This window comes from Pontibacter silvestris (assembly GCF_020907275.1).
Classification (GTDB): domain Bacteria; phylum Bacteroidota; class Bacteroidia; order Cytophagales; family Hymenobacteraceae; genus Pontibacter; species Pontibacter silvestris.
Genome location: NZ_JAJJWI010000003.1, coordinates 254716 through 266936, shown reverse-complemented (window position 1 = coordinate 266936; position 12221 = coordinate 254716). Strand labels below are relative to the sequence as shown.

Sequence of the window (12221 nt, the reverse complement as noted above, 5' to 3'; positions counted from 1 at the left end):
ACTCATTGATAAGATGAAAAAGTATATAAAGATATTCGTTTGCGCTTGCCTTGGTTTAGAAACCTTTACAGCCTGTAAGGATTCTTTTCTGGATGAAGAAGTATTAAGCTCTTACTCTCCGGAAACTTTAAGGGATAAAGCAGGTTTTGAAGCTTCTTTGGTAGGATTGTATAACCACAACAGTACATTTTACTCGGTAAGCTGGGCTCAGGGATGGCCGGCCGTTTGGCAGGTAGGTACTGATGTAGCATGGCCAACGCAACCTCAGGGTATTGAGGTTCCTTATTATGACTACAACACTTTAACACCATTAGATGGAGCCGCAGACCATACTTGGAACTGGAGCTACACCATGATTAATAATGCAAATGTTATTATACAGAATGTTGAAAGTCCTGCCCTCTCCGGGTTAACTGATGAGGAAAAAAATAAAATAAATGCTGAGGCTCGTTTCTTTAGAGGATTAGCTTATAATGTACTGGCTACTGCATTTGGCGGGGTTCCGTTAACAACAGAGCCCCTTACTGCTCCCAAAACAGATTTTGTACGAGCCTCCCTTGAAGATGTTAATAATGTTATTTTAACCGACCTGCAGTTTGCTGCAAAGTACTTGCCAGCTATTTCTGAATTACAAACAAGTAAACAAGCCAGAGCAAACAAATACATGGCACACCAGCTTTTGGCAGAAGCATATCTGAGAATTGATCAGCCAGCTTTGGCCGAGGCACATGCTGATACTGTTATTAACAGTGGCGAGTTTAGCCTGGTTAAAAATCGTTATGGTGTAAAAGCTAACCAGCCCGGTGATCCTTTCTCTGACATGTTTATCTATGGCAACCAGCGCCGTAGCCAGGGCAACACAGAAGCTATCTGGGTAATGGAGGCAGAAAATCCAAGAGACGTACCAGGTGGTATGACAGATAACCCGCAGCAGCGCCGTGTATGGCAAGCTTCTTATCATAGCCGAGCAGGTATGGTTCCGGCAGATTCGCTTGGAGGAAGAGGAGTTGCCAGACTTAGGCTTAGTAATTGGCTACTTTACGACCTGTATGATGAAGGCGACATGCGCAATTCTAAATTTAACATCCGCAGAGAGTTCTGGTACAATGACCCAGATCCTAAGTACAGCTCAATTTATAAAACAAAAGTGCCATACGAAGGTGCTGATACACTGTTTATCATCAATCCTTATACTACAAAGTGGGGGCATTTTGATCCGCAGGACGTATTCGGGTATGGTATGTGGAAAGACTTTATCCTGATGCGACTTGGTGAAACTTACCTGCTGCGTGCCGAGGCAGAATTCAAGCAAGGCAAACTTGGAGAAGCAGCCGAGTCCATAAACGAGTTAAGACTAAGAGCTAATGCTCCACTGGTGTCGGCATCAGATATTACGCTTGATTTTATTTTGGATGAAAGAGCAAGAGAGCTGATAGGGGAAGAAAACCGCCGCTTTACGCTTATGCGCACAGGTACGTTAGTGGATAGAGCCACAAGATTGAACAGTAATATACCTGGTTTGCCAACAAACAGGCAGATTGTTGGTTTAAGGGAAATGCACCTGCTGATGCCTATCCCTCAAAACGAGATAGACCTGAACAAAGATGCTGTACTAGAGCAGAATCCGGGATATTAATGCTTGCGTAAACGCCGTGACCTTGTTATGTTAAACTTTATCAAAGCCTCTAAAACCTGATTCAGAGGCTTTGGTTTTTTATCTTTTCTTTAGTTAGTTAAATATATCTCAGCTAAGGCTTCTCGAAAGGTGCAGAGTAATTTGCCAAGTATCAGGAATAGAGATTAGATATAACGTAGTGTACAAAACACAGCACAATGGTTTATAAAAAAGCTTTACCTGTACTAGCCTTTATTATTTTAAACCTGTTTCCTGCTTTTTCTCAGAACAGGGGTAGAAGGATAGTAAGAGAGAATGTGCCCTTAGACTCCATTCGCCTGAGCGATCCATTTATTCTGGCGGATAAAAATACAGCTACCTATTACATGACGGGTACAGGCGGCATGCTGTGGAAAAGCAAAGACCTGAAAAAATGGACAGGTCCTTTTAAGATAGCAAAACCCGACCCTACATCGTGGATGGGGAGAATCCGATGATTTGGGCGGCTGAACTGCATCATTACAAAGGTAGGTATTACTACTTCGCCACCTTCACAAATCGAGATGTAAAAATTGATACTGTCAGAGGAAATGTTATTGAGCGTCGTACCAGCCATGTGTTAGTCAGCGATAAACCCGATGGACCTTATGCGCCCATGAAAGACCCTGTGTACCTACCTGCAGACAAACCTACGCTAGATGGTACTTTTTGGGTGGGCAAAGATGGAAAACCTTACATGGTCTATTGCCATGAATGGCTGCAAAACTGGAACGGCACTATCGAAAAAATAGAGTTGAAACCTGATTTAAGTGGTTCGGTAGGTGAAGGAAAACTGCTTTTTCTGGCCAGTGATTCTCCCTGGAGCAAGGAGCGCAGAGAAGATGGCAGCATTGTGCCCAACAAGGTAACCGACGGCCCCTATGTGTTTCGCACTCAAACCGGCAAGCTAGGCATGTTATGGACAAGTTGGATTTATAATGTATATGCACAGGGGGTAGCTTATTCCGAAAGCGGAACGCTAGATGGCCCTTGGGTTCAGGAAGCAGAACCGATTACGCCGCCTGATTTCGGTCATGGAATGCTATTTCGTACGTTTGAAGGAAAGCTTCTGATGGCAATTCACAGTCATAAATGTGTTAACGGACGCTATATCCGCATTCCTCATCTGTTTGAAGTGGACGATGCTGGCGATAAAATTGTAGTTGTAAAGTCTTTTTAGTTCTGGTTTGGCTAGTAATCAAGCAGGCGCAGGCCTGGTAAAGCATGATTGTCTAAAACAGGCTTTTAGAGAGTAATAGTAGATTACCCGAATAAAATAACCCATGTTAGAACACTTTACCCATACAAATAACATTACCTTAAGTGCTGTAGGGCGAACCTTGGGTTTATTATGCTTACTCATTTTCTTCCCAGGTTTGGCCTCTGCAGCCAACATTAGTGCACAGCCAGATTCTGTATTTCTTCTTGCTTATTCAAAAGATGAGGGCAAAAGCGGCCTGTTGCTGGCCTGGAGCAACGATAAGAAGAACTGGTATGGCATAGGCCCTGACCATCGTTTCCTGTTTTCGGACTTTGGAAGCTGGGGAACTCAAAAAAGGATGTTTGCACCAGACCTTTTCCAGGATGAAAAAGGAGTGTGGCACTGTGTCTGGAGCCTGAACGATAATGTGCAGCAGTTTGCCCATGCAGCCTCTGCAAACCTTTATGACTGGGGGCGGCAGTCGTACCCGGTAGTAATGAAAAGCGGCAGTGTCAGCAATCCTGAGATTTCAGGTAAAAACGGAAAATTTCTGATTACCTGGCAGCATGAGGAGGGGGAGAGCAATGGGTATTATCAAACCACCACTACTGATTTTAAAAATTATGCACCAACTACGGCAGTTGCCGACAAGGAGCGTCTGAACCGAAGAGTAAAGGCAGAGATTGACGGAACAACTTATGAGGGGGTTGTTAATAAAGTGTCATGGGGTTTGGTGGATGATTTAATAAAAAACTACCAGTGGACGAAGTTTCATGAAAGTGAGAAAGCTGAGAAAATGGCCGATGACCCGGTGCGCTTCGCTTCTCTAAAACCCGTGAATGCTGAAATTAGCCTGAGGCCGTCGGAGAGGAAGCAGATAAGTGACATGCTGATTGGAGCTTTTTTTGAAGACATTAGCTATGCTGCTGATGGTGGCTTATATGCAGAACTTGTGCAAAACCGAGATTTTGAGTATAAACCAAGCGAAAAGAAAGGAAAAGACAAAAACTGGAACCACACTACCGCCTGGGTACTTGAAGGCGACAATGCCAGCTTCAGGATTGATTCGCTCAACCCGATCCATCCTAACAATAAATACTATGCAGTACTGGATGTAAAACAACTTGGCAAAGGTTTGGTAAATGAAGGCTTTGATGGCATTGCTTTAAAAGCAGGTGAAAAGTATAACTTTTCTGCTTTCGCCAAAGCTATCGACAGTAAATCCAACACATTGACTGTGCGACTTACCGATAAAAATGGCCGAAACCTCGCTGAAACTAAAATCAACAACATCGGTACTGCCTGGAAAAAGTACAATGCCACGCTTATGACAAAAGAAACCGTAGCTGACGCCAAAATTGCAGTAGTGCCGCAAAAAGCAGGGAAGGTGGGCCTGGATATGATCTCGCTTTTTCCGCAGAACACCTTTAATGGGCGCAAGAATGGCTTGCGGAAGGACCTGGCCCAAACCATTGCCGACCTACACCCAAAGTTTATGCGTTTCCCGGGCGGTTGTGTAGCACACGGCGATGGTATTGAGAACATCTACCGCTGGAAGAATACGATTGGGCCGCTGGAAGGGCGTGTGCCGATGCGCAATTTGTGGGGGTACCACCAAAGCATGGGCTTGGGCTATTATGAGTACTTTCAGTTCTGCGAAGACATAGGCGCTGAACCTGTGCCTGTGTTAGCTGCGGGTGTGCCTTGCCAGAACTCTTCTACCGGCGGCCACGGGCAGCAGGGCGGCATCCCGATGGCAGATATGGATGAATATGTGCAGGACGTGCTGGACCTGATTGAATGGGCTAATGGAGACAAAAACACGACCTGGGGCAAAAAGAGGATAGAAGCAGGTCATCCTGAGCCTTTCAACCTTAAGTATGTGGGCATCGGAAATGAAGACCTTATCACCGATATTTTTGAAGAACGGTTTACCATGATCTTTAACGCCGTCAAAGAAAAGCATCCGGAGATTACGGTAATCGGGACAGTGGGGCCTTTCTACATGGGAACCGACTATGATGAGGGCTGGGCACTGGCCAGAAAGCTGCAGGTGCCGATGGTAGACGAACATTATTATCAGTCGCCGGGATGGTTTATCAATAATCAGGATTTTTACGATAGATACGACAGAGCGGGCACTAAAGTATATTTAGGCGAGTATGCTGCTTTTGTGGACGACAGACGCATGAACATAGAGTCTGCTTTAAGTGAGGCGCTTTACTTATCGGCAATTGAACGAAACGGCGATGTAGTAAGTATGACCTCTTTTGCGCCACTGTTAGCCAAAGAACACCATACCAGCTGGAATCCTGACCTTATTTACTTCAACAACACCGAAGTTAAACCCACCGTGGATTACTATGTGCAGAAACTATATAGCTTAAACTCTGGCGATACTTATGTGCCAGCCAAGGTGGAGCTTACAGAGAAGCAGGAGAATGTGCAGAAACGCATTGGTGTTTCTGTGGTGCAGGATACCAGGAGCAAAGATCTGATTGTAAAGTTGGTAAATTTACTGCCTGTTGATGTAAACTCCGCCCTTGATTTATCTGCCTTTAACATGGCAGGCAAAGAGGCTACGCTCACTGTGCTTCAGGGAAAACCAACAGACGAAAATGTCATGCCAAAAGAAAGCACTGTGCAGGTATCAGAAAAGCTTAAGTACCAACTTCCTGCTTATTCTTTTTCGGTAATTCGCATAAAAACAAAATAGGATATTGCTCCATTAGAGAAGCCAGATAAGCTGGCGGAGAGAGCAGGCACTTTTACTTCTAAACCACAACTGCATGTATATGCTGTTTTTAACTTAACTATGAGCTTGACAATATTAAGAAAGTTTCCCTTCAGTGTACTTTTAGCTGTGCTGCTGTTTTATGCATCGGTAGGCTCTGTGCTGGCACAAAAGAACAACCGTGTGCCACAAAACGACAGAAAAAATTGGCTTAACTACATGGATAAAGTGGCCAGGCCTGTAATGATGAACCTGGCTAATGATGAACTGAAGAAAAATATGCCGGTTGTTCTGTCGAGCAGGATAGACAATAAAGCTTCTAGAGAAAAAGTAGCTTATTTAGAGGCTTTTGGCAGGGTAATGAGTGGCATAGGTCCATGGCTGAACCTGGAGGGCGGCTCAAAAGAAGAAGTGGCTTTACGAAACCAATACCGGCAGTGGGCTGTGAAAGCGATGGCTAATGCCGTAAACCCATCTGCTAGAGATTACGTGCAGTGGGAGGGTGGGCAGCCGTTAGTAGATGCTTCTTTTCTGGCTTTGGGCCTGGTTCGATGTCCCTGGCTCTGGCAAAATTTAGATAAAACAGTGCAGGAGCAAACCATAGAAGCTTTTAAACTTACCCGAAACACAGTGCCTGTTTACTCCAACTGGATTTTGTTCTCTGGCATGATAGAGGCATTCTTCTGTAAATATAATATAGATTATGATCCTGTGCGTGTTGAGTATGGCATCAGAGAATTTACCGAGCACTGGTATGTTGGAGACGGCTTATATTCAGATGGCATGAACTTTAACCTGGATTATTACAACAGCTATGTTATTCAGCCATACTTAGCTACCATTCTGGAAACAGTCCGGAAAAAAACAGACCGGTACAATGGCTATATGCCTAAAGTTGATAAAATAAGTAAGCGTTATGCTGTTGTACAGGAAAGGCTTATCCATACAGACGGGAGCTTTCCTGTTCTAGGGCGTTCCATAGCTTACAGAGGAGGGGCTTTTCATCATTTGGCCGATGTAGCACAAAGGCAACAGCTACCAGAGGAGTTAGATCCAGCTCAGGTACGAAGTGCCTTAACGGCAGTAATCCGGAAAACATTGGACGCTCCCTCTACTTTCACTAAAGATGGCTGGCTAAACATTGGCCTGTATGGCAGTCAACCTGGTATAGCTGAATTTTACATCACAACCGGAAGTTTATATCTCTGCTCTGCAATTTTCTTGCCGCTTGGCTTGCCGGAGTCAGATGAGTTTTGGTCTGCGCCGCCAGCTGCCTGGACGGCTGTTAAAGTATGGAGCGGACAGGATTTGCCAGCTGATCATGCCTTGGAAGTTCATTAATCAAACTAACAATATAACCATGACACGTACACTAAAGGTGTTTGAAAAAGTAATACTCGGGTGCTTTCTGCTACTGGCTATATCTGGTAGAACTTTAGCTCAATCAGATTTAATAACTAATATTCCTGCGCGAGAAACCATCAGCCTAAACGGTAAGTGGCAGTATATTGTAGACCCTTATGAAACAGGTTACTACGATTATCGCTATAAAGAGCGGCGGGAAAATGACGGAGAGGCTTACTGGAACAATCCGGTGCAGAAGGACAAAACAGACAGGAAAGAACATGCTTATACCGACGAATACACTTTAGAAGTACCCGGCGATTGGAACTCACAAGACCCTAAGTTTCTATACTACGAGGGCTCTGTCTGGTATAAAAGAACGTTCGATTTTGATAAGTCTGATCTGAATAGCAAGCGTGTTTTTCTGCACTTTGGTGGAGCTAATTACCAGACTGATGTTTACCTGAACGGCAAAAAGTTAGGTATGCATAAAGGTGGGTTTACTTCTTTTAATTTTGAAGTACCCGCTTCTGTACTAAAAGAAAAAGATAATTTTCTGGTAGTACGGGTAGACAATAAACGGGCAAAAGACGAAGTGCCTACTGTAAACACCGACTGGTGGAACTACGGAGGCGTAACAAGAGATGTAAACCTGGTAGTAGTGCCAGACAACTTTATCCAGAATTATTTTGTGCAGCTTAAAAGACCTGCACCAGGCACTGCTCCTAAAACAAAAAACACCGAGGTACAAGGCTGGGTAAAATTAAGCAAAGCAGCTGCCGGAGAAACAGTTACAATCGAAATTCCTGAGCTGAAATACAAAAAGTCTTTTCCAGTAACGAACGGCACAGCAGATTTAAACTTTAAATTGCCTAAGGTGCAGCTTTGGTCTACAGATACACCTAAATTGTATAATGTTGTTATCAGCAGCAAATCAGACAGAGTAGAAGAAAAAATTGGTTTCAGAACTATAGAAGCGCACGGCAAACAAGTGTTGCTGAACGGGCAACCTGTGTTTCTGCGTGGCATTTCCGTTCATGAAGAAATTCCGCAGGAAATAAGAAGAGCTCATAGTAAAAAAGATGCGGCGCAACTGTTAGGGTGGGCAAAGGAGCTGAATGCGAATATGGTGCGCCTGGCCCACTACCCGCACAACGAGCATACCACTCGTCTGGCAGATTCACTAGGTATCTTAGTGTGGTCAGAAATACCCGTTTACTGGACAATAGATTTTGGCAACCAGGAAGTGTTCGAAAAAGCGAAGAAGCAGCTAGACGAAATGATTGCCCGTGACCAGAACAGAGCCAGCATTATCATTTGGTCGGTTGGTAACGAAACGCCGGTTAGTCCGGTACGGACAGAGTTTATGCGCAACCTGATTGAAGAGGCTAAAGAGCAGGACCCTACACGACTTATTTCGGCTGCACTTGAGGTACATTACAACGAAGGCAAAAACACGATAGACGATCCGCTGGGGCAGTACACCGATCTGGTATCGGTAAATGAATACCTGGGGTGGTACGGCGGATTACCTAACACCAACCGCACCGCTGTCTGGGAGACGAAATATGACAAACCTTTGTTCTTTAGCGAAACAGGTGCTGGTGCTTTGGGTGGCTTCCATGCCGATTCTCTGACCCGCTTTAGCGAAGAGTTTCAGGAGTGGTATTACAAAGAGCAGGTAGCTATGATGAAACGCATGCCCGACAACTATGTAGGCCTTTCCCCCTGGATTATTGCTGACTTTCGATCTCCTAAGCGGAACAACCAAGTGTATCAGGAAGGATGGAACAGAAAAGGTTTAATTAGCTCTGATGGAAAAAAGAAGAAAGCCTTTTGGGTGCTGAAATCTTATTATGACGAAATGGATGAAGTGAAGAGTGCTAAACCTAAAGCGAGCAGCAAGTAATTATGTGGTGTGATTGGAGTAGATAAAGTCGCAGAGAAGGCATTCTTAAGGTTTGTTTTCTACTATAAGAGAAGTTAGCTCAGCCTGTTTTAGTTTAACACACTACAGTAGTTTAAAAGGTTAGAGGTCGTTTAGGTGAAATGACTTTCTAACCTTTTGCTGCTTTTACTGAAATCACCCCCCTTTATTAAGAATTTACCCCCCTTGTTTAAGAGTTATATATAGCATATTTGCTTAACAAATGTTAGGTAGTGTAATGGGTTTTGTTTTCTAACTACCAAACAAATGTGAGAAACTTAAACAAAGAGAACCATGCAACAAATTTTACTAAAAGAGCTGAGATATTTACTAGTGATCCCTCTCTTCCTTCTATCAATTGCCGGAGCCTGGGCTCAGGGTATTACTGTGCAGGGTAAGGTTACCGACGAAAATGGTACTGCATTGCCTGGAGTAACCGTGTTACTTAAGGGCGGCTCCACTGCAGCTCCTACAGATGCAAACGGAGCTTACTCCATAACTGTACCCAATGGTAATGGTACCTTAGTCTTCTCTTATATTGGTTTTCAATCGCAGGAAGTACCTATAAACAACCTGTCTACTATTGATGTGCAGATGGGGGCCGATGCGGAAGCTTTAGAGGAAGTAGTGGTAGTTGGGTATGGTACTCAACGCAGGCAAGATGTAACAGGGGCTATATCATCTATAAAAGCAGACGATATTGTAACACAGGGAGCCAACACAGTGGAGAAATCTTTACAGGGGCGGGTAGCTGGTGTACAGGTAGAGTCTGCTGGTGGTAACCCTGGTTCTGGTGTGAGAATTCTGGTTAGAGGAACAGGTTCCTTAAATAATAACAACCCTTTATACATAGTGGATGGAGTACAGGTAGATAACATAAATAACCTTGCACCTACAGACATTGCCTCTATGGATATTTTAAAGGATGCTTCTGCCGCTGCTATTTACGGTTCTCGTGCTGCCAATGGTGTGGTGCTGATAACAACGAAATCAGGCAGAAAAGGAGAAAACGTAATCGACTTTAATGCTTATTATGGTATTCAGAATATAACAAAGAAGCTAGACCTGCTAAATGCATCGGAGTGGGCACAGGTGAGTAACGCTGCTTATAATGCCGCCGGACTTGAACCATTAGATATTGCGCAGAATCCACAGTCTTTAGGCAAGGGCACAGACTGGCAGGATGAGATTTACCGTACAGCCCCAATGCAAAACTACAACCTTGCAGCCAGTGGAGGAGGAGATGCATATACTTATAGTTTGTCAGGCGGCTACTTGAGCCAGGATGGTATAGTAAAGAATACAGGTTATGACCGCTGGAACCTGCGCCTCAAATCTGATTTTACGAAAGGAAGAGTTCGGATTGGAGAATCTGTAATTTTAAGTAAAGAAACTTTTGACCCTTTAACAGGAGGTTTAGGCGGACAAGGTGGTAACCCGGTTGGCTCTGCCATTAAAATGATACCTGTGTTTGATGTTTACAACCCAGACGCAATAGGAGGCTATGGTGGGGCTTATGGACCTGTGGTTGATATTGCTAACCCCGTTGCACAGCTGAATTTAAGAGATGTGGAGAACAATGTAAACAAAGCCATCATCAATGCTTTTGCTGAAGTTTCCATACTGGATGGATTGAAATACAAGTTCAATGTTGGCTATACAAACACATCAGAATACTATTATGAGTACACCAGGCCGTATCAAATAGGTGCCCTGTTCACCAACCTGGATGCGGACTTGTACGAGAGCAGAAACCAGACTAACTACTTCCTACAGGAACACACCTTGTCTTACGACAAAATGTTTGGCAAGCACAATATTCAGGCGCTGGTAGGCTACACTTATCAAAACACACAATATAGAATACTGGAAGGCCGCAAAAGTGGAATGCCAGATGGTATAAGCGTGATAGATGCAGGAACTAGTAATACAGCTAGCGGAAGTCGTGCCTGGGAAAACGCGTTGATTTCCTACTTAGGGCGATTGATTTACTCTTATGATGATCGTTATGTGCTGACTGCCATTGTCAGAAGAGACGGTTCGTCCAGGTTTGGAAACAATTACCAATATGGCAACTTCCCATCTTTGGCTTTTGCCTGGAATGCGTCTAGCGAAGAGTTCTTTGAGCCACTTGAGTCTGTTTTCAGTATGCTTAAAATAAGAGCAAGTTATGGAGAATTAGGTAATCAGGAGATCGAAGATTATGGCTTTGTTCCTTCCATATCTCCAAACTTAAATTATGTAATCGGAACAGAGCAAACGTTGTGGCCTGGCGCCATACAAACCGCTTTTGCTACGCCAAACATTAAGTGGGAAAGCTCTAAAACACTTGATTTTGGGGCCGATCTGGGTTTCTTTAATAACAAGCTTTTCCTTACTGCTGATTATTTCATTAGAAGAAATACAGACATTTTGCTGCAGGTGCCTATTCCTTTATCTACCGGAGCAAGTAGTAACAACCCGTATATAAATGCTGGACAGATCACGAACAGAGGTTTTGAAGCTGCATTATCTTATAACAATACTGTTAACGACTTCACTTATGGAATAACAGGAACTTTCTCATCTGTTAACAACGAAGTAGATAATTTAGGTACTGGTTCTCAGCAAATGTTTGGTGGGCAACCCACGCACCATGGTGCATCCGCTACAGTAACTCAGGCAGGCTATCCGGTAGGTGCATTCTATTTGATTAAGACAAATGGCATATTCAACTCTCAGGAAGAGATTAATGCGCATTCGTATGAGGGGCAACTGATACAGCCGAATGCTAAGCCTGGTGATATTCGCTTTGTGGATTATAACAACGATGGGCAGATAGACCAGAACGACAGGCAGTTTTTGGGAAGTCCGACACCTAAATTTACCTATGGGTTTGGTGGTAGCTTAGAGTGGAAAGGCTTTGATATGAACCTGTTTTTCCAGGGGACCTATGGCAACAAAATCTATAATGGCCTTCGCCAGGATATGGAAAGTATGAACCTTAATACGAACTACTCTACAGCTACGCTTAATGCCTGGACTCCAGAAAACCATACAGATTTTCCTCGTGCGGTTATAAACGACCCTAACCTGAACAGCCAGACCTCAGACAGGTTTTTAGAAAATGGTTCTTATTTACGATTCAAAACATTACAATTTGGCTACACGCTGCCTAAATCGCTGCTGGATGCTGCAAAAATCAACAGTTGCCGTGTCTACCTTAGCTTTGACAACCTCTTTACTATTACTAACTATAAAGGCTACAACCCAGATTTAGGTAGAACAGGCTCAGTGTTAGATCGTGGTGTTGACTTTGGACATGCTGCTTATCCTTTGGCTAGAACCTCTATGGTAGGTGTTCAACTTTCTTTCTAAACCT

The 12221-nt window shown here is 43.9% G+C and carries 7 protein-coding genes; all 7 read left to right on the top strand.

Features of this window, described 5'->3' with window-relative positions; all coding sequences use genetic code 11:
* Positions 1–13: 13 nt before the first annotated feature.
* A complete protein-coding gene (locus tag LN995_RS04180; protein WP_229958660.1) occupies positions 14–1636 on the top strand; it encodes a RagB/SusD family nutrient uptake outer membrane protein in 1623 nt (540 codons plus the stop codon).
* Positions 1637–1833: 197 nt separating this feature from the next.
* Positions 1834–2112 (top strand): hypothetical protein, encoded by a 279-nt coding sequence (locus LN995_RS04175; RefSeq protein ID WP_229958658.1) that lies wholly within the window; start codon positions 1834–1836, stop codon positions 2110–2112.
* On the top strand, positions 2091–2834 hold the full coding sequence (locus tag LN995_RS04170) for a family 43 glycosylhydrolase (protein WP_229958657.1): 744 nt from the start codon (positions 2091–2093) through the stop codon (positions 2832–2834). The genes LN995_RS04175 and LN995_RS04170 overlap by 22 nt, the downstream gene beginning before the upstream one ends.
* Before the next feature lie 103 nt (positions 2835–2937).
* Positions 2938–5571, top strand: a complete 2634-nt coding sequence (locus tag LN995_RS04165) for an alpha-L-arabinofuranosidase C-terminal domain-containing protein (RefSeq protein ID WP_229958655.1) — start codon at positions 2938–2940, stop codon at positions 5569–5571.
* 99 nt (positions 5572–5670) lie between these two features.
* Positions 5671–6930 carry a DUF2264 domain-containing protein gene (locus LN995_RS04160; protein ID WP_229958653.1) on the top strand — a complete coding sequence of 420 codons (1260 nt, stop codon included), beginning with the start codon at positions 5671–5673 and terminating at the stop codon, positions 6928–6930.
* Between the two features lie 19 nt (positions 6931–6949).
* Positions 6950–8842, top strand: a complete 1893-nt coding sequence (locus tag LN995_RS04155; RefSeq protein WP_229958651.1) for a glycoside hydrolase family 2 protein — start codon at positions 6950–6952, stop codon at positions 8840–8842.
* Between the two features lie 312 nt (positions 8843–9154).
* Positions 9155–12217 (top strand): SusC/RagA family TonB-linked outer membrane protein, encoded by a 3063-nt coding sequence (locus LN995_RS04150; RefSeq protein WP_229958648.1) that lies wholly within the window; start codon positions 9155–9157, stop codon positions 12215–12217.
* Positions 12218–12221: the final 4 nt, after the last annotated feature.